Source organism: Streptomyces sp. NPDC031379, assembly GCF_055569615.1.
On the sequence record NZ_JBVIIT010000047.1, the window covers coordinates 1 to 23,409 of the forward strand.

21 protein-coding genes and 1 pseudogene are annotated in these 23,409 nt (G+C 69.8%); 13 read left to right on the forward strand and 9 right to left on the reverse strand.

Translation table 11 applies throughout. The features are described from left to right. Window positions 1-254: 254 nt before the first annotated feature. From ACZ5CW_RS40060 to ACZ5CW_RS40090, 7 genes are all read right to left on the reverse strand, one after another. Window positions 255-491: an acyl carrier protein gene (locus ACZ5CW_RS40060; protein WP_468610568.1), complete on the reverse strand. Its 237-nt coding sequence runs from the start codon at window positions 489-491 to the stop codon at window positions 255-257. A 9-nt stretch (window positions 492-500) separates the two neighbouring features. Then, window positions 501-1,784: a type III PLP-dependent enzyme gene (locus tag ACZ5CW_RS40065; RefSeq protein ID WP_468610570.1), complete on the reverse strand. Its 1,284-nt coding sequence runs from the start codon at window positions 1,782-1,784 to the stop codon at window positions 501-503. Then, window positions 1,781-3,154, reverse strand: coding sequence for a preATP grasp domain-containing protein (locus ACZ5CW_RS40070; RefSeq protein ID WP_468610572.1), 1,374 nt, complete (start codon window positions 3,152-3,154; stop codon window positions 1,781-1,783). The genes ACZ5CW_RS40065 and ACZ5CW_RS40070 overlap by 4 nt, the downstream gene beginning before the upstream one ends. A gap of 94 nt (window positions 3,155-3,248) precedes the next feature. Then, window positions 3,249-4,409 carry an acyl-CoA dehydrogenase family protein gene (locus ACZ5CW_RS40075; protein WP_468610574.1) on the reverse strand — a complete coding sequence of 387 codons (1,161 nt, stop codon included), beginning with the start codon at window positions 4,407-4,409 and terminating at the stop codon, window positions 3,249-3,251. Beyond that, complete coding sequence (locus tag ACZ5CW_RS40080) at window positions 4,402-5,109, reverse strand: hypothetical protein (RefSeq protein ID WP_468610576.1); 708 nt, start codon at window positions 5,107-5,109, stop codon at window positions 4,402-4,404. Before ACZ5CW_RS40080 ends, ACZ5CW_RS40075 begins: the two co-directional genes overlap by 8 nt. Beyond that, on the reverse strand, window positions 5,106-5,960 hold the full coding sequence (locus tag ACZ5CW_RS40085; protein WP_468610578.1) for a hypothetical protein: 855 nt from the start codon (window positions 5,958-5,960) through the stop codon (window positions 5,106-5,108). Before ACZ5CW_RS40085 ends, ACZ5CW_RS40080 begins: the two co-directional genes overlap by 4 nt. A gap of 17 nt (window positions 5,961-5,977) precedes the next feature. Continuing rightward, entirely contained in the window at window positions 5,978-6,913 is a 936-nt protein-coding gene (locus ACZ5CW_RS40090) for a 3-oxoacyl-[acyl-carrier-protein] synthase III C-terminal domain-containing protein (protein WP_468610580.1), read from the reverse strand. A gap of 316 nt (window positions 6,914-7,229) precedes the next feature. Between ACZ5CW_RS40090 and ACZ5CW_RS40095 the strand changes: the two genes are divergently transcribed. After that, on the forward strand, window positions 7,230-8,561 hold the full coding sequence (locus ACZ5CW_RS40095; RefSeq protein WP_468610582.1) for an MATE family efflux transporter: 1,332 nt from the start codon (window positions 7,230-7,232) through the stop codon (window positions 8,559-8,561). Here ACZ5CW_RS40095 and ACZ5CW_RS40100 read toward each other — a convergent pair. Further along, the gene (locus ACZ5CW_RS40100; RefSeq protein ID WP_468610584.1) at window positions 8,542-9,252 is read right to left on the reverse strand and encodes a 4'-phosphopantetheinyl transferase family protein; all 711 of its coding nucleotides are present in this window, start codon (window positions 9,250-9,252) and stop codon (window positions 8,542-8,544) included. The genes ACZ5CW_RS40095 and ACZ5CW_RS40100 overlap by 20 nt on opposite strands. 271 nt (window positions 9,253-9,523) lie before the next feature. On the opposite strand from ACZ5CW_RS40100, the gene ACZ5CW_RS40105 reads away from it, so the two are divergent. The 9 genes from ACZ5CW_RS40105 (at window position 9,524) to ACZ5CW_RS40145 (ending at window position 18,618) form a co-directional block, all read left to right on the forward strand. Further along, on the forward strand, window positions 9,524-10,540 hold the full coding sequence (locus ACZ5CW_RS40105; RefSeq protein ID WP_468610586.1) for a beta-ketoacyl-ACP synthase III: 1,017 nt from the start codon (window positions 9,524-9,526) through the stop codon (window positions 10,538-10,540). Between the two features lie 44 nt (window positions 10,541-10,584). After that, the gene (locus tag ACZ5CW_RS40110) at window positions 10,585-10,815 is read left to right on the forward strand and encodes an acyl carrier protein (RefSeq protein WP_468610588.1); all 231 of its coding nucleotides are present in this window, start codon (window positions 10,585-10,587) and stop codon (window positions 10,813-10,815) included. Further along, on the forward strand, window positions 10,815-12,035 hold the full coding sequence (locus ACZ5CW_RS40115) for a beta-ketoacyl-[acyl-carrier-protein] synthase family protein (protein ID WP_468610590.1): 1,221 nt from the start codon (window positions 10,815-10,817) through the stop codon (window positions 12,033-12,035). The genes ACZ5CW_RS40110 and ACZ5CW_RS40115 overlap by 1 nt, the downstream gene beginning before the upstream one ends. A gap of 67 nt (window positions 12,036-12,102) precedes the next feature. Then, a complete protein-coding gene (locus ACZ5CW_RS40120) occupies window positions 12,103-12,969 on the forward strand; it encodes an alpha/beta fold hydrolase (protein WP_468610592.1) in 867 nt (288 codons plus the stop codon). A 54-nt stretch (window positions 12,970-13,023) separates the two neighbouring features. Next, window positions 13,024-14,286: an ATP-grasp domain-containing protein gene (locus tag ACZ5CW_RS40125; protein ID WP_468610594.1), complete on the forward strand. Its 1,263-nt coding sequence runs from the start codon at window positions 13,024-13,026 to the stop codon at window positions 14,284-14,286. Window positions 14,287-14,474: 188 nt separating this feature from the next. Then, window positions 14,475-14,768 carry a phosphopantetheine-binding protein gene (locus ACZ5CW_RS40130; protein WP_468610596.1) on the forward strand — a complete coding sequence of 98 codons (294 nt, stop codon included), beginning with the start codon at window positions 14,475-14,477 and terminating at the stop codon, window positions 14,766-14,768. 72 nt (window positions 14,769-14,840) lie between these two features. Beyond that, window positions 14,841-15,827, forward strand: a complete 987-nt coding sequence (gene sbnA, locus ACZ5CW_RS40135) for a 2,3-diaminopropionate biosynthesis protein SbnA (protein ID WP_468610598.1) — start codon at window positions 14,841-14,843, stop codon at window positions 15,825-15,827. Beyond that, complete coding sequence (gene sbnB, locus ACZ5CW_RS40140; RefSeq protein WP_468610600.1) at window positions 15,824-16,891, forward strand: 2,3-diaminopropionate biosynthesis protein SbnB; 1,068 nt, start codon at window positions 15,824-15,826, stop codon at window positions 16,889-16,891. Before sbnA ends, sbnB begins: the two co-directional genes overlap by 4 nt. Window positions 16,892-16,923: 32 nt before the next feature. Beyond that, on the forward strand, window positions 16,924-18,618 hold the full coding sequence (locus ACZ5CW_RS40145) for an amino acid adenylation domain-containing protein (RefSeq protein ID WP_468610602.1): 1,695 nt from the start codon (window positions 16,924-16,926) through the stop codon (window positions 18,616-18,618). A 119-nt stretch (window positions 18,619-18,737) separates the two neighbouring features. Here ACZ5CW_RS40145 and ACZ5CW_RS40150 read toward each other — a convergent pair whose 3' ends face one another. Then, window positions 18,738-19,391, reverse strand: coding sequence for a helix-turn-helix transcriptional regulator (locus tag ACZ5CW_RS40150; protein ID WP_468610605.1), 654 nt, complete (start codon window positions 19,389-19,391; stop codon window positions 18,738-18,740). A 585-nt stretch (window positions 19,392-19,976) separates the two neighbouring features. On the opposite strand from ACZ5CW_RS40150, the pseudogene ACZ5CW_RS40155 reads away from it, so the two are divergent. The 3 genes and pseudogenes from ACZ5CW_RS40155 to ACZ5CW_RS40165 all read left to right on the forward strand — a co-directional run. Next, window positions 19,977-20,439, forward strand: a pseudogene (locus ACZ5CW_RS40155) (universal stress protein); the annotation flags it as partial. A gap of 299 nt (window positions 20,440-20,738) precedes the next feature. Beyond that, entirely contained in the window at window positions 20,739-22,004 is a 1,266-nt protein-coding gene (locus tag ACZ5CW_RS40160) for a ParA family protein (protein ID WP_468610607.1), read from the forward strand. After that, window positions 22,001-23,302 carry a ParB/RepB/Spo0J family partition protein gene (locus ACZ5CW_RS40165; RefSeq protein WP_468610609.1) on the forward strand — a complete coding sequence of 434 codons (1,302 nt, stop codon included), beginning with the start codon at window positions 22,001-22,003 and terminating at the stop codon, window positions 23,300-23,302. The genes ACZ5CW_RS40160 and ACZ5CW_RS40165 overlap by 4 nt, the downstream gene beginning before the upstream one ends. Window positions 23,303-23,409: the final 107 nt, after the last annotated feature.

Sequence of the window (23,409 nt, forward strand, 5' to 3'; positions counted from 1 at the left end):
ACCCGGTCGGGGTCGTAACGAAGGCCGCGGAACGGGGTGAGTTCCAGGCCCCGGCGCGCCATTGCTTCCGAGTGACCTGCAGTGTTCATCCCGGCGCCGGGGGCGTGCGGGACGGACGGAGGAAAGGCCGTCTGGCCGGTCATTCAGTCGGCTCCTAGCCGGAGGTCGCCCCAGGGGCGTTCTCCAGGACGGGTGAGTCACCGGGCCCCGCCGCCGTCTCGCAGGCCGGGGCGCCTGCGAGACGGGGCATCGGGTCAGTTCTGGGACCGGATGAACGCCGTGAGATGGCCCACGGTGTTCAGGTGTTCCGGCTCGAGGGATTCGGGGTCGAAGGCGACTCCCAGGCTCTCCTCTATCGCCATCAGCACCTCGAGGGCGGCTGTCGAGTCGAGGCTGAGGTCCTCGAACAGCCTGGTCTGGTTGCCGGCTTCGGGCAGATCCTTGCCGAGGACCTGCTCGAGCACCTTGATGACGTCCTTTTCCTCAACCATCACAACTCCCTAGTTGATGTCCATGGCTATTTGCTTGTCGAGCAGGTCCTCGACCGTGTCCCGCCGCCGCACCAGATGGGCGGACCCATCCAGCACCATGACTTCGGCGGGGTATCCGTGACTCAGGAAGAGTCCGGGAGACGCTGACGGGCCGTAGGCGCCGGACCTGGTGATACCGATGAGGTCACCCGGCTCCAGCCGCGGCAGTTCCGCCTTCTTGACCAGCAGGTCATTGGGCGTGCACAGGGGACCGGAGACGTTCCACTTGCGGTCGTCGACGTCCGCAGTGCGGTTCAGCAGTGCCACGGGGAAGTTCCGCCGGACGAAGGAGCCCGTGCCGACGGCCGCCATGTGGTGGTTGGTCCCTCCGTCCGCCACGGCGAAGGGCTCCCCGAAGGACTCCTTGACGTACCTGACCTTGACGATGTAAGTACCGGCTGTCGCCGTGAGGTACCGGCCGAGTTCCATCAGCACCCGGGTGTCGGGGTGGCGGCTGCGGAACGCCCGTACGATCGCGTTGATCTCCTCGGCGAGCACCTTCGTCTCCAGGTCTCGCTCGCCCTCGAAGTAGGCGATGCCGAGGCCCCCGCCGACGTCGACGATCTCCATGGGGCAGCCGAGTCGCTCGGTCACCCGCTCGGCGAGTTCGAGGATGCGCTCGGTGTTGGTGCTGATCACCGACTCGTCCAGGATACGTGTGCCCATGTACGCCTGGATACCGACGATCCTGAGGTGAGGCCACCGCCCGTCCACCGGCCCACAGGCCATCAGTTCCGCTTCGTCGATGCCGAACTGACGGGGTTTGCCGCCCATCGTCAGGCCGGCCCCCTTGATGGAGAACTCGGGGTTCACCCGCAGCAGCACCTGCGCGGGGGCCGTGCCCTCCGCCTCGACCAGGGCGTCGTACCGGTCGAGTTCCACCAGGGACTCCGCGATCAGGAGTCCCACTTCCCCTCGGGCACAGGCCGCCAGTTCCTCCTCGCTCTTGGCGGGGCCGAGGAAGATGATGCGGTCGGCGGGGACTCCGGCCAGCCTGGCGGTGGTCAGCTCCGCGAGTGACGACACCTCCGCGCCGGCTCCGAGCCGATGCAGCACCTGGCAGACGCCGATGTTCGGATTGGACTTCATCGAGAAAAAGATCTCGACCGATTCGTCCAGTACCGACCGCAGACCGTGGAACTGGTCCGCCAGCGTTTCGGCGTCGTAGACGTACAACGGAGTGCCGAACCGATCGGCCAGTGCCTCCGCGGTGATTCCCTGGAACGTTCCGACGTCGGGTGAACTGCCGTTCACGCTGATTCGCCCTCCTGCCAGTGGGCCAAGGTCTCAGTCACCTGGTTGTCCAACGTATTCACCTGATCCAGATCGGAGCCGAGCATGATTCCGTACAGTCGCCCGGAGCCCGCCGCGCTGAGCCCGGAGCCGACCGTCGCGAAGTTGTTCACGAGGAGACCCGCGCCGCTGTCCGGACGGAGCAGCAGGTCGCCGAGCACGGTCCGCAGTTCGGCGAAGGGCAGGGGACGGCGCAGGACGACGTCGTAGTGCCGGGCCAGGGCGGTTCCGCCCGCCGGGGCCAGCGATTCCAGGAGGGACTCCTGGTAGGTGGACATGTTGTTGCGCGCGTTGATCTCGGTGAGCGGGTACAGGCCCCCCTCGGGGTCGACCATCGCGTCGATCCCCACCACACCGAAGTACCCGTCGGCCGCCAGCGCCTCCCCGACGCGCTGGGCGACGGAGTCGATCTCCTTGTGATCCGTCTCGGAGATGCGCGCGGGTACGAGATGTCCCTTGTGGACGCCCTTCTCGGTGAGGGCCTCCTTGACGAAGTCGAGCCGTGTGGAGCCGTCGCGGCCGACGGTGAACTGGTAGTTGAGGTCGGCGCTCTTCGGCACCCATTCCTCGACGACCACGCTGAGACCGTCGTCCGAACGCCGCTCGCTCCGGCCGGCGAACATCCGGCTGAGCTGGTCCAGCCTGGCCTCCTCGGCGATCTGGAGGATGCCCTTGCCCGAGACTCCGTAGGCGTCCTTGACAGCGACCTTGCCGCCGCCGCGCAGGACGGCCCGCGCCCACTCCGCCGCCTCCCGCCAGCGGTCCAGACTGTCGCACCACTGGCCGGCGGGCTGGCGCAGCTGGAGACGGTCGGCCAGCATCCTGCTGTAGATCTTGCTGTTGACGGCCTTGCACACCGCCGCGGAGGGGGCTCCCAACGGGAGTCCGGTCAGCTCGGCCAGCCGCTCCTCACGGGCGGACACCCCATGGGCGATGATCACCGCGCCCTGGTCCCGCAGGCCGGCCAGCTCCGCCAGCAGCTCGCGGTCGGCGAGGGCGTCCGCGGTGACATCCCGACCCGGATCGCTGACAGCCGGGGTCAGGACACGGGGGGACCGCCGGCCGAGCGATTCCAGGTAGCCGACGTAGTCGGGATCCGGCCGCTGCTTGAGAATCACGACGTCGTCGGGCCCGGCCAGGGTCAGCGCGAACTCGTCCATCCGGTTGACGAGTACGTCGGAGGACTTGGAGTTGAAAGTGGGCAGACCAAGTTCGTTTTCTCCCCACTGGCGTTCGACCTCGAAATTCCCGAGAAATACCAGCGGCGCGGTGGGCGCCACTCCGAGTGCTTTGCGCAGACGGGCGAGAAATGCAGGCTCTCTATCACGCATAATCAGGACGATAGGGCTCTCGATTCCAGTATGGCAATCGGCCGGTTCGGGCATGGAGTTTTTTCTACTCCGGGAATTTTCGGGCCTGTTCGCCTCATTCATGCTGCGCACTGCCGCGAAGCATGCCGCCTACGACGTTCATGCGCTGGACGTTGCCGGTGCCCTCCATGAACTCGATGGAGCGGGCGTCCCGGACGAGCTTCTCCAGGTAGGGATGGTCCAGCAGCCCTCCTGGGCCGAAGCAGTCGGCCGCGTACCGCGTCGCGCGTTCGGCCAGTGCCGCGGCTCGGGTCTTCGCCGCGGAGCCCGGTTCACCGCGGAGCGGATCCCGGTCGACCGCCTCGGCGGCGCGCAGAGTCAGCCTCCGTACCGACGCGATCTCCCGTCGCAGGCACTCCAGTCCGTCGCTGCGGACCGCTCCCAGTCCCTTTCGGTGTTCGACCACGTAGTCGTGTGCGGCCTGGGCCATGGCCACGCCGTAGCCGGCCACGAGGGGACGGAACAGGTTGAAGGACCGGAGCCACCCCCACATGCCGCCCCGGGTTCCCGAGAGGTGGACGCCGAGCAGCCGTTCGCGTGGGACGTGCAGCCCGTCGAAGGTGAGCTGGCTCAGTTCGGCGGCGCGCAGCCCGAGGGTGGGAACGGCGACGGCGTCGAATCCGGGTTCGGAGGTGTCGATCAGGACGGGGGTCGCCGCGAGCGGGCCACGGCCGCGCATGGCGAACGTCACGCCGAGCTGGGCCCGTGCACCGTTGCCGATGTACCGCTTCACCCCGTCGAGCACGTATCCGCCCCGCTCCGGGTCGGGGGTGAGGCGTGTCGCCATGCCACGGGTGTCGGAGCCGCCACGCGGCTCGGTGAGCGCGAAGAAGGTCCAGGTCGGCTCGGCGGCCAACCGGCCGAAGAACCACTCCTGCTGACGGTCGTCGCCCAGCGCGGCGACGATGGGACCGGAGAGCGAGGCTCCGGGAGCACCCAGCAGGAAGCCGAGGTCTCCCTGTGCCACCTCCATCAGGAAGACGACCTTCTCCAGCGTCGTCTCGAGATGGAAGCGGTGCTTTCCGGCGACGAGCGGCCCGGGCCGGTAGGCGGGCGGAGTGTGCAGGAAGGTCATCCGCCACGTGAAATCGGAGTCGACGCACTTGTAGATCAGCGAGGGATCCCTGTCGAGGTCCAGCGCGTGCGGGCGGATCGTATCGGCGAACTCACGGCCCAGTCCTCGCAGCGCTTCCAGGCGGCCGTCCAGTTCACTCATGATCAGCCCTTCCGATGTACGTGTCGGCAAGCAGTTCCGAAAGGTGTGCCGTACGTCCCGGGCTTGCCACGGTGAAGCCGTGGGCACCGAGCAGCCTCAGGAGAATGCGGTCGGTGTCGGTGATCCTGCCGTGCAGCGCCTTGAGGTCGTGGAAGTCGGCCGGGGCCTCGGCGAGGGCCGCTTCCGTCTCCCACTGCCCGATGGCGGCATCGGCCAGCGAGCCCTTCACCAACTGCTGGTCCAGGAGCCGCCCGCTGCTGTTGCTCCGGCCGGCCAGATGCGCGACGACCGATGTGAAGAGGCGGCACGACCAGGCATGGCGCAGCCTGGCCAGCTCGACCACGCTGCGCGCATCGGCCTCGGCGCCCGCCTGCGGTGCCTCGCGCAGACGGAGCACGGCCACGTCGTCCAGGACGGGCAGGATGTCGATCGTCCGGATGCCGCTCTTCGGCACCACCCGTCCGGTCCCGGTCCGCAGATGACCGATCGAGTCGAGCAGGTGAGCCGGTATCAGCGCCTGTCCGCCCGGTCCGCACACTGCGGCACCGGTACCGGCCAGGCGGTCGTGGAAGGCGGCGAGGTCCTGGATCGGACCGCTGTCGGCCCCGTGGTGCCCGGCGTCGTCCGCCGCCCAGTCGCCGTAGCCGAACGCGTCCACGTCCCCGCCGGCGTTCGCGGCATCGCGGACCTGGTTCGTCACTGCGGTCCCCCGGTGGTCAGGACACAGGTGCTCGCATAGCCGAGGCGCTCGTCGTAGTCGGCCAGGAGGATGCTCCGGCCGTGCGCCGCAGGCTGCTCGTAGAGGCCGGCGAGCGTGGCCCACAGGCCGGTGCACGGCTGGCCCTCGGGGGCCTGGAGAACCTGCGCCTGCACCCCCGTCTTGGCCCAGTAGGGTGCTACGTCCGCCCGGCAGACAACGGTGAGGGAGTCACCATCGGCGCCCTCGGCGGCCTCACGGAAGCAGTCGACGACCTCGCTCGCGAAGGTGCAGACCCGCTGTCGGATCTGCGGGACGCCGAGCCGGCCATCACGCTCCAGGAGCAACGTCACGGCCGTGTCCTTCGTGGGCCTCAGGTCCGGTGGGACCGGCGGCCCGGACAGTACGGCCGTCTGGTCCATGATGAGGATCAGGCTCCGTCCCCCGGCGCCGGGGGGAAGGGTGGAGGACGCCAGGCGAAGGCCGGTGAACGGTGCGGCGGCGCCCTGGTCGGAAACCGCGAAGACCGTGCCGATGCCACCCACCTTGTGCTCGAAGTAGGGAAGCGCGAAGGTCGTCTGGGAGTCGGGGACGGAATTGGCGAGCACCGCCACGTCGAGGCCTTCGGCCAGCGGACCCAGCCGCTCCGCCACGGCGTTCATCATGTCCAGGAACGAGACACGTCCTCCGTCGAAGTACGAGTCGTCCCAGGTGAAACCGTAAAGCTCCCACAGGTCCTTGAAGTAGTGGTGATCGACTTCGTCGAAGGAGCCGCGCTTGTCGAACGTCAGGTGGTCCACGCGGGCGAGACGCAGTCCGGTTCGTTCGTCGTCCGGCTTCGGTCCGATGTACACGTCTGTGTTCCTTTCGGTCAGTGCTCGAGGACCATGGCGGAGAACGTGGCGCCCAGTCCTACTGCGGTCATCAGGTAGCGCTGGCCCGGCTGCAGCCGGCCGTCCGCCCGGAGCGTGTGGTAGTTGATGAAGGGATCCGCGCCGAAGCAGTGCCCCACCCTGGAGAGGTTCTCCGTGAAGAGCCGCTCGCGGTCCTTCAGACCGAGGGCCGCCAGCACCTTCAGCCAGGAGAGCCGGTTGACGTGGTGGGGCAGGATGAAGTCGATCTCGTTGATGTCCAGCCCGGCCCGGTCCAGCGCCGCCTCGATCACCTCGGTCAACGCGGAGGTGTAGTGGGTCCCCCACTCCTCGTGGTCCTCCGGGGTCATCCGCGCACCGCGGAAGTACTGGCCGTAGGTGCGGGAGGCGAAGCCGAGCATCCTGTCCCGGCCTTCCCCGGCGCGCACGAGGATCGCCGCCACTCCCTCGCCCATCACCGCGGTGACACCGAGGACCTGAGCGTCGTCGGTGAACGTCTTCTCTCCCACGAAGACCAGTGCCAGGGCGTCCGGGTCGCCGTCCTCGGCGAGCAGTCGGCCGGCGAGTTCCACGCACATCAGCACGGACGCGCACGCCTGCTGGTTGAATGCGAACGCCTGCGCGTGCGACAGCCCCAGGGCGTCCCGTGCCTCGTGCAGCGGGTTGATCGGATAGGGCGCGACCACCGGAACGGTCCTCGCCTGCACGATGTAGCGGACCAGGTGCTCGCGGCCCTGCAGTTCCGGCAACGACCGTCCCGCGGCGATCAGTTGACCGGACATGCCGAGATCGGGATCGGAGCGGACCTCTCCGAACCCGTAGTACTGCTTGTAGATCCTGATCTCCCGGTCGCTGAGACCGAAGCCCTTGAGGTACTCGACCACGGGCTCCACGTGGGAGGGCAGGTAGGCCGATACCGCGGCTAGGGATGTCACTGATGCCTCCGGGTGTCATAGATATGTGCCCGCTACAGGATCGGAGAGGGCTTCCGGGGCGTGGTAGCGGCCGACGGGCGGTCCAAATACCTGCACGTTCGGCTAGTGCCGGGCGCCGGGGACCTCACGCCGCACGCCGTCGAAGTGCCCGTCCTGGCATGGCATTTCGGCACGCCCTTCGAGCGGTCCACGGATATTGGACCGGAGCGGCCGGACCGAGAAAATCCATGGGACGGCCCTCGGCCGGAGTCCGCGGGGAAACATGTGCCGGCGCTGTCCGGGGGCACGTCCGCACCCACCACCCGGGAGGTCCACGTTGCCCATCACCGTTCGGCCGGAGAAGGTCCAGGCACGCCGGAACATCGCCACCATGGCGCTTCCCCTCTTCGCCGCCCAGGCCACGAACTTCCTGGCACAGGTCGGCGTCGTGGTGATCCTGGGCCACATGGGCGGACACGCCGTGTACGTGCGATCCCTGTATCAGCCCGTCAGCTATCTCCTGCTGGCGCTCACGGTGGCTTTCAGCGTCACCAACCAGGTCGCCGCCGCGACCAGCAAAGGCAGGTGCCGCCCGCAGGAGACCATGGCGCACGCCGTGGCCCTGGCCCGTGTGTGGTGCGTGTGCGGAGCCGCGTTGTGCGTCGTGATCGCCGTCACCGCCCCACAGCTGGCCGAGGCGCTCGATGTCGGGGCGGGGGTGCGGCCTTCGTTCGTCGCGTTCCTGCGCTGGACGAGCGCCGTGGGCATCCTGGGCATGGGCCCGGAGCTGTGCGCCTCCAGCCTGCGGGGCCACAGTCACGTACGACAGGCCACCGTCCTGAGCGTCTTCACCTCGGCTCTGCAGGTCGGGTGTGTGGCGGTACTCGGACTCGGCCTGAAGATCGGTGTCGCGGCCGTCCCCATCGGCCAGGGCGTGGCGTCGGTCGTAGGACTGGGCGTGGGTCTCACCATGGTGCGACGCACCGAGCTGTGGTGCCCGTCGGCCGCGATGGGGGCCAGGATCGGCGACGCGCTGTCCGGGTTGCGGCGGATAGGCCTGCCGGTGGCCGCGTCCTTGCTGGTGATCTCCGGGTACAACTTCGCGGTGCTGGGTGTGCTCACACGTTTCGGTGCTGACGCGGTGGCCGGATTCTCCGTGGCCACGACGCTGCAGAACTTCGTGCTGCTGCCGGGCGCGGTCATCGGGACGACGACCGCGATCATCATCAACCAGCAGCGGGGAGCCGGCGAGGAAGCCCGCGCACGGGCCTCGATGCTCGGCGGCCTCGAGGTGTCGGCCGTGGTCTACGGGCTCATCGCCGTGGGGCTGTGGCTGGTGGCCCACCCGGTGGCGGCGCTGCTGAGCGGCGATCCGGACGTGTCCGCGTCAGCGGGCTCCTACCTGAGCACCGTCGCGCTCACCTATGCCCTTCAAGGGCCGGTGATGGCGGCACTGACCGCTTTGGAGGAGATCGGCGCCGGCGTACGGGCGCTCGTGCTCAACGTCGTCTACTTCGGTGCCATCGTCCTGGCGAGCGCGCTGCTCGCGGACTCCCTGGGCGGAGCCAGGGGATTCTTCAAGGTGGTGGCCTACTCCAACATCGCAGGCATCCTGGTGCCGTTCTACGCCCTGCGGTACATGCGGCGGATCACCACTGCGACCCGTTGAGGGCTCTCAGTGCGGCGGGCGGGAACTGCCGTACCCGGACGTCGAACGTCTCGTGCCCGGTGAGCGCCACGGCGGCACCGTACCCCTCGGCGGCGGGGAGGTCCCGCACGTGCCACCGCAGCGTGCCGGGTCCGGTCACCACCAGGGGAGCCCGGCCCGCCGTCCTCAACCGGATGCCGTGCGGCAGCAGGGTGGTGCCGGCGGCCTTCACACACGCCTCTTTGCGGGTGAACAACCGCACGAACAGGGCGGCCCGTTCCGCCGGCGGCGCGGCGGCGACGGCCGCGGCCTCCGACGCAGGGAAGAGCCGGACCGGAGGGACCGTGCACCACCTGGTGCGGATCCGCTCGACGTCCACCCCCACCTCGCGGCCGGCCATCGCCAGCAACGCCACATCGTGTGAATGACTCAGGCTGGTGTGCAGACCGCCGCCGACTCCGACGAGACGGGGTTTCCCATGGACACCCCTGTGCCATCGCAGCGCGTGCGGCGGCACCTCGAGCCGGTCCGCCACGATCAGTCTCTTGGCTCCGTGAGCGACCGCGTAGCGCGCACGCGTCTCGGGATCGGCGATGCGTTCCCAGCGGCCCCGCTCATCGTCGCTCAGCAACCGCGCGCATTCCCGGGTGTCGACGCCCGAGGGGCGCAGGTCGATGCTCCAGACCTCCACGTGATCACAGCGTGCTTCCACCTTGCCAACGTAGGTCCGCCCGGCGAAACCTGACAATCAACCGCTTCGGGCGTGACCATCTGTCCAGGTTCTTCGGGTGCACTCCCGGTGCTGGCACACCCGGCGCGGCTGCGTCATGTTGTTGGACGACAACGGCCCACCGTCCGGGTGCGGCGCTCCGTCACCGCTGCCGCTGGTTGCGGAAGCCACCCGGCACCCCGTGTGCCACGGCGGCACCGGCTCGCAGTGCCCGAAGGCGACCGCCCGCCACCGCCGGCCACAAGGACGAGACATGAACTCCGCACCGAACCGCACCGCGGTGCTCGCCGGTATCGGCGCCTACGTGCCGCCGAACCGAGTCAGCAACGCGGACCTCATCGCCGGTGGACTGGACACCAGCGACGAATGGATACGCAGACGAACGGGGATCGCCACCCGGCACATCGTGCCGACGGGCATGGCGACGTCGGACCTCGCCGTCCAGGCGGGCCAGCAGGCGTTGAAGTCCGCCGGTACCGGCGACGTCGACGCCGTGGTTCTGGCCACCACCACACCGGACAAGCCGTGCCCGGCCACCGCGCCCGACGTGGCCGCCCGGCTCGGGCTGCACGAGGTGCCGGCCTTCGACATCGCCGCCGTGTGCTCCGGCTTCCTCTACGGACTGGCCACGGCGTCGGGTCTGATCGCCTCGGGTATCGCCGATCGGGTGCTCCTGGTGACGGCCGACGCCTTCTCCACCCTCATCGATCCCGCCGACCGCTCCACCGCCGTCCTCTTCGGCGACGGCGCGGGCGCCGTGGTGCTGCGCGCCGGCCACCCCGGTGAGCCGGGCGCCATAGGACCGACGGTGCTGCGCAGCGACGGCGCGCACAGCGACCTGATCGAGGTGCCCGCGGGCGGCTCCCGGCAACGAACGTCCGGCACGGAGCCGTCGTCGCAGGAGTTCTTCTTCCGGATGGACGGCAGCGTGACCTACCGGCACGCCGTCGCTCGTATGACGGAGGCGTCCGCCCAGGCCGCGCGGCTGGCCGGCTGGCGCATCGCGGATGTCGACCGATTCGCCGGCCACCAGGCCAACCTCCGCATCCTCGACGCGGTGGCCACCCGACTGGGCGTCCCGCCCGAACGGCGGCTTTCCAACATCGAGCACGTGGGGAACACGGGGGCCGCCTCGCTCGCCCTTCTGCTGTCCCGGTCGGCGGACACCCATCGTCTGAAGGCCGGCCACAAAGTGCTCCTCACCGCCTTCGGCGGCGGTCTGACCTGGGGGGCGGCCACGCTGATCTGGCCCGATCTCCCCGTCGCCTGACCGGGTGCCGGACTCTCACGACCTCACAAGGACAAGGACTCACGATGTTCGAAGAACTCAAGAACCTGCTCGTCACGAGGCTCGGGGTCGATCCCGAGGTGATTCGGCCCACGGCAACTCTGCAGGACACCGAACTCGACTCGCTGGCCATCGTCGAGGTGTGCATGTTCCTGGAGAAGGACCTGAACATCTCCATCAGCGACACCGAGCTGTTCGCCATGAACGACATCGGGGATCTCGCCCGTCTGATGGAACAGCGGAGTGCGAACGTCTGATGGCTACCAAGGATGTCGCGGTCACCGGTCTCGGTCTGGTCACCCCCGGTGGTACAGGCGTCGACGCCAGTTGGGACGCCGTCGTCAACGGAAAGTCCACAGCCGCCGTCGACCCGGAACTCGACGGGTGCCCCGTGCGCCTCTACAGCCGCGTTCCCGATTTCGACGCCGCGGAGCTGCTGGGATTCCGCAAGGCGCGTCGCATGGACCCGGTCACGCAGCTCGCCGTGGTCGCCGCCCGGGAGGCCGTCCAGAACGCCGGGCACGATCCCCTCACCTGGGACGGTGCGCGGGTGGCGGTGATCCTCGGCTGTGGCGCGGGCGGACTGACGACCTTCCACGAGCAGTACGACGTGTTCCACCGGAAGGGCCCCGAGCAGGTCTCCCCTCTCCTGCTGCCCAAGCAGCTGCTCAACATGGTCGCCGGCATCGTCTCCCTGGAGTTCAACGCCACCGGCCCGAGCCTGGTGACGGCGACTGCCTGCGCCTCCGGCACCACGGCCGTCGGCCTGGCCCGCGACCTGCTGAACCTCGACCGATGCGACATCGCCGTCACCGGCGCCAGCGAGGGCTGGATCGCTCCCCTGTACATGTCGGGTTTCGCCAAGATGAAGGCCCTCTCCCAGCGTCATGACGACCCGGCCACCGCCTCCCGGCCCTTCGACGCCGACCGGGACGGCTTCGTCGCGGGGGAGGGAGCGGGGATCCTCGTTCTCGAACGGCTCGCCGACGCACGCGCCCGAAACGCTCCGGTGCGGGCCCTGGTGAGGGGGTACGGTGCCTCCTCCGACGCCCATCACATCACCGCCCCGCATCCCGAAGGGCTGGGTGCGCAGGCCGCGGTCCAGGCCGCGCTGCGGGATGCCGGCGCGACACCGGCCGATGTCGCCCACGTCAATGCCCATGGCACCTCGACCCGCCAGAACGACCAGGCCGAGGCGACCATGCTGGAGCGCACCTTCCCTCATCACCCCCATGTCACCTCGACCAAGGGGGTCACCGGGCACATGCTCGGCGCCGCGGGAGCGGTGGAAGCCGCCCTCACCGTCCTGACGGTCGAGCGGGGGATCATCCCGCCCACGGCCAACCTGCAGGTGATGGACCCCGGCATCCACATCAATGTGCCGACCACGAGCACCTCCGCCCGCGTGCCCCTCGCACTCAGCAACTCCTTCGGCTTCGGCGGGAACAACGCCGTACTCGCCATCAGCCCGTCCTGAGGTCACGGGGGTCGCCCGAGCGGCGCGTCCCGCGGCAGGGCCCATTCGCACACCGACCAGAGGCAGCATGAGCAACTATGTGACGGCGTCCGACGGATGCCGACTGTGGACGGAGTCCCAGGGGACGGGAGCGCCGATCGTCTTCGTGCACGGCGGACCGGGCCTGTGGGACATGTTCGGCGATCTGGCACAGGCGCTGTCCCCCGCGTTCACCACCCATCGCTGGGACCAGCGCGGTTGCGGCCGCTCCCCCTGGCCGGGCCCGTACGGCCTGGAGCGGACCCTGGAGGACCTCGACGAGGTGCGCCGGCACTTCGCCCATGAGCGGATCACCCTGATCGGCCACTCCTGGGGCGCCGGCCTGGCGTTGCGCTACGCCCTCCTCCGGCCGCAGCACGTGGCCCGCCTGGTGTACATGTCCGGCACCGGCCTCGGGCGGCCGAAAGACACCGACTGGCGCCGGATGCGCACGGTCATGGGCCCCTACCTGGACCGCATCGACCGCGTGCTGCGCTCGCCCCCGTCCCCGGAGCGCGACCGGCAGCTGCTGGTGTGGCGTCTGTCGTTCGGGTTCGCCGACCGCGCGGCCGGCCCGGACCTCGCCGCCCGGCTGACCGATCCGTGCTTCCCGCTCAACGCCGAGTACGAGCGTGTGCTGTCCGACGACACGGCCCGGTTCACCGAGGAGCAGCTGACGGCGGCCTGCTCCACGCTGCGGGTACCGACGCTGGTCCTGCACGGCGGACACGACAGCCAGCCCCCGGCGGTGACCGACAGTCTGGTGGAGGCCCTGCCGCTGGTGCGGCGGGTGCTGATCGACGACGCCGGTCACTACCCGTGGCTGGAGCGGCCGTCGGCGACCGAGAGGGCCCTGTGGTCCTTTCTCGCCGAGGACACCACGGCCTACTCCCCCGCGACGTCGAGACGGGCCTGACCCGGCCGCCGATCCGCGTTCCTCTTCCCCGCCCACCCTCGGGAGCGATATCCAGTGTCCCCGCAGTCCACTCATCCCAAGCCCCGGATCGCCGTCCTCTACGACGGCGGTTCCGCAAGCCCGGTCGACGTCGTCAAGGGGAGCCGGAGGCTCTGCGAACCGGTCTTCGTGGTGGACCGGGACCCGGCGGACCGGGACTCCGCCACCGTGCCCGGCGACCACGTCGACCTCGCGGGCGCCGACCCCGCGAAGGCCGCCAGGATTCTGCTCGACCTGGGCATCGAGCACATCATCACCTTCAGCGACCGCCAGTTGGTGCGCACGGCGCAGATCGCCGCCGCGGCGGGATACCGGTTCCTGTCGGTCGAGGCGGCCGGCGCGTGCCGTGACAAGCTGGCGCTGCGGCGGACCCTGGCGGCAGCCGGCGTCGACGTGGTGCGCTCGGCCGGCCTCGACGACGTGGCGGAACTGCCGGACGTGGTGCGGGAGATCGGGCTGCCCGTGGTGGTCAAGCCCCGCCAGGGAGCGGGCAGCGTCGACACCGTGCGCCTCGACACCGTGGCCCAGGCCGAGCAGTGGAGCGCCGAGCAGGCCGAGCGCATCGCGACGGTGCCCGGCACCTTCCGCGAGTTCGTCGTGGAGGAGCTGCTGGAGGGCGACAGCACCTGCGCGGGCCCCGACTTCGGCGACTTCCTTTCGGTGGAGTCGGTGGTGGAGGGCACGAGCATCCGCCACCTGTGCGTCACGGGGAAGTTCCCGCTCATCTCTCCTTTCCGTGAGCGCGGGCTGTTCGTGCCCAGCACGGTGGCCGCCGACGTGGAGGAACGGTGCCGGCAACTGGCCGAGGCGGCCATCCAGGCACTCGGCATCGACCTCGGCGTCGTGCACACCGAGTTGAAGCTGACGCCCACGGGCCCGAGGATCATCGAGGTCAACGGTCGGCCTCCCGGCTACATGACGGAGCTGCTGCGCCGCGCGACCGGAGGGCGCTACGACATGACCGCCGCCGCCCTGCGCATGGCGCTGGGACTGCCGGCCGGCGAACTGCCCGCGCTGCTCGACCAGGTCACGTACGTCTACTTCGTCCAGCCGCCGCAGGACGCGACACGCCTCGTCTCGATCGCCGGGCCGGACGCGGTCGCCCCCATCCCCCATGTGCGCCGGTACCAGCCCTTCGTGGCGGCGGGGGCGCCGATCGACTGGCGCTGGGGCACCAGCGGGCACATCGGACTCGTTCTCGGTGAGGCGGCCGACCACCAGGCCGCCCTCGCCGACATCGACACGGCATTGACGGCGCTGAGGATCACCTACGCGTAGGCCGCGGACGTAAAGGCGGCGCCCTGTGCGACAAAAGGGCAGGCCCTTCGTCCCTTTTCGGGGTGCGCAACGGCCCCTACCGTGACGGGCATACCGCCTTGTGGAGATTTCACGGGATGCGCCGCACAGCTAGATTCATACCCATGGGCATTTCACTCCCATAACTCGGCTGGAAGAAGGCATATCGCATGCATGACCATTCCCCTCCTTCTGCGGAAGGCTCGGCCGGCTCCGTAACGGAGTATGAAAAGTACGAGGAAATTCTTCGCCGGCACCTGCCCTTCGTCGAGGACCGTTCCCTGACCGGCGACAGCGCGCTGGCGGACCTCGGTCTGGATTCCCTGGGCACCGTTCGCCTGCTGGCCGAGCTGGAGGAGGAATTCGGCAGGGAGTTGCCTGACGAGGCGCTGGACCAGGCCACCTTCGCGACCGTCGACTCGCTGTGGCAGGCATTCCGCGACACCGCGGTCTCCGTCACCTGAGAAATTGCCGCCCCGGCTGGCAGGGGCGTCTCGCTGGCCGGTCACGTTCTGTGGCCCAGGAGGTAGGTCAGAATGCCCATTCTATTCGCAGCACATGAACTTCTCGACTCCGACGTGTATGTCGACCTGTATCCCGTGCTGCGGCGCAAGCTGTACATGAAGTGCGACGGCTTCAACTTCGGCGGCTCTCTCAAACTTCGTGCCGCGGTATCCATGGTCTCGGCGGCCGAACGCGACGGTCTCATCAAGCGGGACTCGATCCTGGTGGAGTCGTCGTCGGGAAATCTGGGCGTCGCGCTGAGCGTCGTGGCTGCCAGCAAGGGATTGCGCTTCGTCTGTGTGACGGACCCACGCTGCAACGAAGCGACCGTGAAAATGATGCGCGCGCTCGGCGCGGAGGTCGTGGTCATCGACGAGATGCACCCCACGGGTGGGTTCCTGCGGGCCCGCAAGGACTATGTGGCCAGAATCCGGGACGAGGATCCGCGCTGTGTCTGGCTGAACCAGTACACCAACGAAGCCCACTGGCAGGCGCATTACGAGACGACAGCGCCGGGGATCGCCAAACACCTCCCCGGGCTGGACGTTCTCTTCGTGGGGATCGGCACGGGCGGCACCGCCATGGGCTGCGCTCGCTATTTCCGGGACAACGGCGCGTCCGTACGCATCGTCGGTGTGGACGCCGTGGGTTCGGTCACCTTCGGGACGCCGCCGGCTCCTCGCTACATTCCCGGGCTCGGATCCAGCGAGCGCCCCCCGCTCGTCGACCCGACCTTGATCGACGACGTCGTGCATGTCACGGAGGCCGACACCGTCAGGACGTGCCGCATGCTGTCCCGGCACGGCTATCTGCTCGGCGGTTCGAGCGGAACGGTGCTGAGCGGTGCGAGGGACTGGCTCGAGCGCAATGATCCGGACGGACGGCTCACGACCCTGACGATCGCGCCCGACATGGGCGAACGCTATGTCGACACGATCTACAACGACGCATGGGTGAGCGACCACATCGGCGAGGGCGCGCTGCGCCCCGAGGGCCAGAGAATGGGGAACGAGCTGTGAACGCTCGCAATTCACCGCATTTCGCGGTCGTACCAGGTATTTCCGTGCAGCGGGCGCTGGCCGGGCGTGAACGCCACGTCATCGACTTGGTCGAATCGGCCTATCTGCAACACGCGGCGGGCACCACGGTCAACCCTCCCTCCTACTTCCTGCGTTTTCCGGATCGGCCGGATTCCCGCATCATCGCCCTCCCCGCCAGTGTGGGAGGTGACGTCAACACCGCCGGACTGAAGTGGATCTCCAGCTTTCCGCAGAACATCCGCGCGGGACTGCCTCGCGCCTCCGCCGTACTGATACTCAACGACCCGACCACCGGCTACCCGTACGCGTGCCTGGAGAGTTCCGTCATCAGCGCGAGCCGCACCGCCGCGTCGGCGGCTCTCGCCGCCGTCGCTCTGGGACGCAGCCGACGCTCGCTCGGCAGGGTCGGCTTCATCGGTACCGGGCTGATAGCCCGCTACATCCACACCTACCTGGCGGCCGCCGACTGGCCGTTCGAGCGGATCCAGGTGTACGACACCTCCGCTCAGCGTGCCGGCGTCCTCGCGGAACGTCTGCGCGCCGCCACGGACGCCGCCACAGAGGTGGCCACCAGCGCGGAGGAGCTGATCCGCTCCAGTGACGTCGTCGTGTTCGCCACGACGGCCGGAACCCCTCACGTCACCGACCCCGCCTGGTTCGCACACGCACCGCTGGTCCTGCACGTCTCGTTGCGTGACGTGTCACCGGAGGTCGTGCTCGCCTCGACGAACATCGTCGACGACGTCGAGCACTGTCTGAAGGCGAACACCTCGCTCCACCTGACCGAACAGCGGACGGGGAACCGGGACTTCGTGCACGGCACACTGCACGACGTGATCACCGGGGCCGTCGAACCGCCCGCCGACCGGGCCGTGCTGTTCTCCCCGTTCGGTCTCGGCGTCCTGGACCTGGCGCTGGGCTCGTACGTCTACCAGGAATGCCTGCGCAGCGGAGACCTCACGCCGATCGACGGCTTCTTCAGCGAGCTGGACACCCTGACCGGCACCACCGGTCCCGCAGCGGAAGGCGCCCCGACATCGTGAGCCGGACAACTCATGCGACGAGCGGATCCGGCGTGCGTGATCTCGTTCCTCCGCTCGGCACCTTGCGGATCTCCCCGGCCGAAGCACGGCTCGCCGTACAGCTGAGCCGCCGTCGCGGCATGCCACCGGACCTGCCGGCCGAGGTCGCGGACACCGTCGTGGGGCACCTGTCGAGGTGGGCTGCGCGCACCCCCGACGCCCTGGCGGTCACCGGTGCCACCGGGGACCTCACCTACCGGGAGCTGGCGCGCCGGGTGGCGGCCGTGTGCGCGTGGCTGACGGTCGGCGGGGTGCGTCCGGACACCGTGGTCGCGGCCAGCGGACCCCGCAGTGCGGACTCGGTGGTCGTGCTCCTGGCACTGGAGAGCCTCGGCATCACCTACGTGCCGTTGGACGCGAGCTGGCCGTCCGACCGGATGACCGATGTCATCCGCCGCAGCGGCGCGCGTCAGCTGATCTCCTATCACCGGCTTCCCGCGGCGAGGGGCCTCGCCGAGGCCGCGGCCCAGGCGGCCGAGGTCACCGGTGTGCCGCTGATGGAGCTGCCGGAGCCGGGGAGCCTCGTCGGTGCCGTGCGGCCGACAGCGCTGCGGGTGCGGTGCGAGGACCCCGCCGAGCCCCGCTACGCCTTCTTCACCTCCGGTACCACCGGCACCCCCAAGGGTGCTCTGATGGAACACCAGGGGATGGTCAACCACCTGCTGGCGAAGATCGTGGACCTGGACCTGAAGCAGGCGGACGTGGTGGCCCTGACCGCGCCGCTCACCTTCGACATCGCCATCTGGCAGATGACGGCCCCGCTGCTGGTCGGCGGGTGCATCGCGGTGTTCGGCGACCGGGACATGGCCTTCCCCCGATCCCTGATCAGGCGGCTTCGGGAACGCCGCGTCACGGTCGTGGAACTGGTGCCGACCGTCCTGGAATGGCTGGCGGAGGCCGGAGTCCGGCAGAACGCGTCGCTCGAGAGCCTGCGCTGTCTCGTCTCCACCGGAGAGGAACTGACGCCGCAGCTGGCGGGGCGGCTGCTGTCCGCGCTGCCGAGCGCCGCGCTGGTCAACGCCTACGGGTTCACGGAGACCTCCGACGACGTGACCCATCATGCGGTGCGGCCGGCCGACCTTGCCGCACCGCGGCTGCCGGTGGGCTCCCCCGTGATCAACACCGTGCTGTACGTGCTGGTCGCCGAGGACGGGACGGAGCAGGAGTGGCGTGCCGCGCGACCAGGTGAGAGCGGCGAGCTGTTCGTCGGCGGGCTGCCGCCCGGAGTCGGCTACCTCGGTGACGTCCGGGCCACCCGGGGCTCCTTCTTCCCCGACGTGCTGGACCCGTCCTCCCCGACCGGCCGTCTGTACCGCAGCGGTGACAGCGTGCTCGTGGAGGACGGACTCGTGCGTTACCTCGGCCGGCTGGACCGCCAGGTCAAGGTGGCCGGGGTCCGCATGGAACTCGGCGAGATCGAGGCCGCGTTGCGGCAGCACGAAGCGGTGGCGGACTGCGCCGTCGTCACGGTGGACGGCGCAGAGGGCGGCACCGGGCGGGGACTGGTGGGGCACGTGGTCCTCCGGGAGAACGCCCCGACGGTGGAGGACCTGCACACCTATCTGAGTGCGCGCCTTCCTTCCGCCATGGTGCCGCGCCGCTGGCACACGCACACCGTCCTCCCCGTCACCGCCAACGGGAAGACCGATCACCGAAGCCTCGCGAGGCTTGCGGCGAACGACGAGTGAGCGGGGCGTCGCCGATGACAGCCACATCAGCGACGAACCGGCGTGGGCAGGTGGAGTGGGGAGCGGCCCCGGCAGCCGTCACGCCGCTGGGGCCGAACAGGCCGAACAGGCCGGTCTGCTCACACCAGCCCTTCGTTCATCGCGATGATCACGGCGGTCGTCCGGTTCGGCGCACCCAGCTTCAGCATCACTGCCCCCACCAGCCGCTTCACGCCGTGCGCGGAGATCGCGAGTGCTTTCGCGATCTGCTTGTTGCTGTAACCATGGGCGAGCAGGTCCAGCGTCTCCTTCTCGCGCGCCGTGAGCAGAACCGACGAGCCCACCATCGGGCCCTGTCTGCGGCCGCCGCCCGCCAGCAACTGCCGGGCCAGCTTCGCGGGCATGGGGAGTTCCCCCGCCACGACACGTTCCAGGGCCGTCTTCAGGGACGGGACGGTCGCGTCGGCCATCGATATGACGCCGTCGCACGGCACGTCACCGTGAAGGCCGACATCCCGGCCGGAGACATCGTCGTCGACGAGCACGACGAAGGGACGTTCTTCCTGCGGGAAGAACGCGGTCGCCAGCCTCCGGCACTGCGGCGGAGTGGCGAGGAGGACCCGGGCGTGCCCCGGTCCGCCGGCCCCCGCCTCCAGCAGCTCACCCTCACTCACCAGCGTCACCTCAGGGATGTGCGCGAGCAGCGCCTTGAATCCCCAACGGATCACCTCGGTTTCCACCGACAGCGCAACATGGTACGTGTCGACTCCGGCATGGATTTCTGTCGATTGCATGTGCCACTCCTTCGGGCCGACCGGCTTGCGGAAAACGTCACGTGGGCGCCGGGGCCTGGCCGCCGGTCGGATGCGGCCGTGGGCAGCTGTGACCGGTCCGCACGGACGGCGGACACCTGTGCACGGGACCGGGGAGCTGTGCGACCGGAGGCGGGTGGACGACACCGGCGCCCCCGGGGAGTGTTCAGCCTCCCCAGGAGCTGTCGTCACACGGCGACACGGGCGGACACTCCAGCACCAGGACCTGGTCATGTGTCGTGTACCCGAACGGCTCGTCGGCGGGCCCCGCGGCGGACGACGCCGCGAGGGCGGCAAGGGCAACGAAAGGGACAGCCAGAAGAACATTGAGCTGTCGGCGTAACATGTTCCAACCCCTTGTAGTTGCGCGTGGAGACTGCCCGGCGTGGGTGTCCGGGCGCAGGACCAGCATGAGAGCCGATCCGCGCGTACGGCCAGCGGTGTGCCCCTCATGAAGTGGCCTGACACCAAAGCGACAGGTGGCCAAAGCGGGCCAAGTGGCGGTGCTCGGGGCGAACTCCCTGATAGCGGTGCCCGGCGTGGGCGGGATTCCCTCACCATCTTGACGTCGGCGCCCACGACCGGGCCCCGGCCGTCGTCGACGCCGCCGCCCGGCTCGCCCGGGACACCGGCAGCCCGTTGGAGGTCGTCCACGTCCAGCGGACCGCGGTGGTCGAGGAGCAGGCCGCCGACACCGAGACCCCCGAGCAGGCCCGCACCGCCGTCACCGCCCATCTGGACCGCCTCGCCGCCCAAGGCGTCACCGCCACCGGGCAGATCCTCTCCAGCGTCGGCGACCACGCCGCGGCCGCACGCGTCCTGGCCCGGCAGCCGACGACGTCCACGCGCGCACCATCACCGTCGGGCGCTCGCCCCGCGGCCCCTCGTCCAGTTCGCCGACGGCAGTTTCACCACCGCGCTCAGCCACAGCGCCACCTGCGCGGTGGTCCTCGTCGACCCCCACTCCGAGTCCGCACCCCGGCACCTGACCGAGGCGGCACTGGCGGAGTCGCGCGAGAGCGGCTCCTGAGCCGACGTGAGGGCGGCCGTACCCGGCGCCAGTTCCCCGTTCGTGGGCGCGGCCCGCCGTTCCGCGCGGCGGGCCGCTTCCGCCCCGGCCCTCGTACGCGCCCTCGCGGGTGATCTCTTCATCCGGCGGCCGGGATCCGGTCCTGATCCCTGAGCCCGCCGAAATCCGTTACCTCTGCGGGGACATGACGCACGAACAGCGTCCCCGGTCGCGGCGGCAGGCGGCGCGGACTGTCCCACAGTCGGCTTAACTAACGTGTCGGCGACCCAAACGATCTCCAGCGTTAGTAAGGTACCCCCATGAGTTCTCCAGCCTCCTCCGGCGACCGCGACAAGGTCGTCTCCAAGCTGCCAGGCCGGCTACGGCAGGACCTGAAGGTCAGAGCCGCCCAGCACGGCATCGAGATCCAGGCCGCCGTCGAACAGGGCATCAGGGACTGGTGTGCGCTCGCCTCGGCCACCGAACCCGTCGACACCGCAGGCGCCGACTCCTTCTCCACCTTCCTCCCGCCCGGGCAGTGGGAGACGTTCCGGAAGGTGGCGGCGGACCGCAGCGTCTCCCTCATCCAGGGGCTCGCCCAGTCCGTCACGTTGTGGCTCGACTCCAACCCCGCGCCCGACGTCGAGCGTCCCAGCGTCACCCGCCGCATCATCGTCTGCAACCAGAAGGGCGGGGTGGGCAAGACCGCCATCACGGCCGGCGTCGGCGAGGCGCTCGCCGAGTCCCAGAACGCCCTGCACGCCGTGCGCGTGGCGAAGGCGCTCGCCAAGGCACTGCGGGCCAGCGACACCCAGGGCGACGCCGAGGAGGCCGCGGACGAACCCCTGGAGATCGAGAACCTTCCCGGCCTGGGCATGCGTGTCCTGCTCGTGGACTTCGACCCCCAGTGCCACCTCACCAACCAGCTCGGCGCCGCTCCCCTGCCGATGAACGGTGACAGCCTCACCAACCACATGGCGGGCGACCCCAAGGGCGACCTGCGCGACCTCGTCGTGCCCATCGCCGAGGAGACGTTCGGCGACCGTCTGCACCTGCTGCCCGCCTGCAACGACGCCTTCCTCCTGGACGTGCGGCTGTCCGCCGTACGGGCCCGCGAGGCCGCGCTGGAGCGGGCGCTCGCCCCGCTGGAGTCGGACTACGACGTCATCATCGTCGACTGCCCGCCCAGCCTCGGCCTCAGCATGGACGCCGCCGCCTACTACGGCAGGCGCCGCGACGGCGAGAAGACCGGTCAGTCCGGTGCGCTCATCGTCGTGCAGGCCGAGGACAGTTCGGCCGACGCCTACGAACTGCTCACCACGCAGATCGACGACCTGCGCGACGACCTCCAGATCGACATCGACTACCTCGGTATCGTCGTCAACCTCTACGACTCGCGCCGCGGTTACATCGCCACCTCCTCGCTGCAGGGCTGGGTCGACATAAAGGATCCGAGGGTCGTGGGGTTGATCGGCGACCTCAAGGAACAGAAGGAAGCGGTCCGCATGAAGCAGCCCCTGCTGTCCTACGCCCCCAAGTCGCAGCAGGCCATCGGGATGCGCGCACTGGCCCGGGAGATCTCATGAGCAAGGCCGACCAGCTGGGCGCCGGACGTTTCGGCGGCGCCCGGCCCGTCAGCGCACGCCGGCAGGCCGTGGCCGCCGCGACCGGTGTGCCGACCGACGGCGTGGCTCCGCCCAGCGAGCTGCCCGTCGACCGGATCAGCCCCAACCCCGACAACCCCCGCTCGCAGCTGGGCGATCTGACCGACCTCGCGGGCAGCTTGAAGACCCACGGCCAGAAGCAGGCCGTCACGGTCATGAACCGCGACGCCTACCTGGCGGCCAACCCGGACCGTGCGGGCGACCTCGAGCCGAACACCACCCACGTGGTCATCGACGGCAGCAGCCGCCTCGCCGCCGCCCGCGAGGCCGGCCTGGCCACCGTCAAGGTCATGGTGAGCGACGAACAGGGCAGCACGTCGGAGGAACTCCTCGAATCCGCGCTGGTCGCCAACATCCACCGGCAGGACCTCGCGGAACTCGACGAGGCCCGCGCCCTGCAACGGCTGCTCGCCATCCACGGCAGCCAGACGGCTCTGGCCAAGCGGCTGCACCGCTCCCAGGGTTGGGTGTCGCAGCGGCTGGCGCTGCTCACCCTCACCCCCGAACTCCAGGAGCGGATCGGCCAGGAGCCCATCGACCTGCTGCGCGCCGTCGGGAACAAGCCGGCCGAGCAGCAGATGGCGGCGCTGGAAGCGCTCAAGGCCGAACGCGCCCGCAAGGAGGCGGAGAAGGCGGTCCGCAAGGCCGCTCGCCAACCGGAACCGGCGGCGGCCGACCCCGGCCCGGCCGAGGACGGCGAAGCGGCCGGATCCGGTGCCGGACAGGCCACCGAGGCCGCGGCGCCGACGGTGCGCGACGAACCGCCGACGGTACCGGTCCAGGCACCTCCGCCCCAGGCGGACACCGCCGACCCGGTGCGGACGCCGTCGGCCCAGGTGGACTCCGCCGATCCGGTCCAGGCGCCGCCGACGTCGGCGGACACCGCCGGTGCGGGTCGGGAAGCGGTCGCGCCCGAGGCGTCGCCCGCAGTGTCGGCCCCGGTGCCGTCGAAGCCCGCCCCGCCGATCGCCCCACCGCGCACGGCCGCCGCCCCCTCCGGCGGCACCCCGTCGACGGCCGCCAACGGCAAACCCGCCCGGACGCTGCCGTACGACGAGCCCGGGTCCCTCGCGATGCTGCTGGACCGGAAGATCGAGAGCGACGACACGTTCTTCGACCTCATCGACTTCCTGAGCGTCAGGGCACTCCAGCGCGACCCCGCCCGGCTGGGCGAACTCGCGCAGCGCCTCGTCGACCAGGCCACCGCTCAGGTCGACTGAACCGGTGGGCCGGCCGAGGCGGGTGGGGGGGGGGGGGGGGGGGGGGGGGGGGGGGGAGGGGGGGGGGGGGGGGGGGGGGGGGGGGGGGGAGGGGGGGGGAGGGGGTA